Annotated in this window: 2 protein-coding genes; both read left to right on the forward strand. The window is 77.5% G+C overall.

All coding sequences use genetic code 11. The features are described from left to right. A partial coding sequence (locus L6Q96_23485; protein ID MCK6557510.1) for a thiamine phosphate synthase occupies positions 1 to 473 on the forward strand: 473 nt, incomplete at its 5' end. Beyond that, positions 470 to 568: FAD-dependent oxidoreductase (locus L6Q96_23490; protein ID MCK6557511.1), on the forward strand; the 99-nt coding region annotated here is incomplete at its 3' end. The genes L6Q96_23485 and L6Q96_23490, both read left to right, overlap by 4 nt.

Raw genomic sequence — 568 nt, forward strand, 5'->3', positions numbered from 1 at the left:
GGGCGCTCCTGCCCGAGGCACGGTCGCGACGGGCCTGGGTGATCGTGAACGACCGGCTGGACGTGGCCCTGGCGGTCGGGGCGGACGGCGTGCAGCGGACGGGCGCCTCGCTGAGCGTCGAGGACCTGAAGGCCGTGGCGGGCGATCGCCTCCTCGTCGGGGCCTCGGTGCACTCCCTCGACGAGGCGGTGGCGGCCGAGAAGGCGGGGGCGGACTGGGTCACCTTCGGGCCCGTCTACGACACGCCCTCGAAGCGCCGCTACGGGCCGCCGCAGGGGCTGGCGGCGCTCGAGCGCGTGGCCGGCGCCCTGCGCGTCCCCGTGGTGGCCATCGGCGGCATCACGCCGGAGCGGGTGCGGGAGGTCCGAGCCGCCGGGGCCCGCGGGGTCTGGGTGATCTCCGCCATCCTGGACGCCGACGATCCGGCGGCGGCCACGCGGCGGTTCGTCGAGGCGGTGGAGGGGGCGGCATGAGGGTGGTCGTCGTGGGCGGGGGCATCATCGGGTGCGCGACGGCGTGGGAGCTGGCCCGCGCCGGCTGCGAGGTCGTGGTCGTGGAGCGCGGCGAG

The organism is Candidatus Binatia bacterium (assembly GCA_023150935.1).
Classification (GTDB): Bacteria; Desulfobacterota; Binatia; order HRBIN30; family HRBIN30; genus JAKLJW01.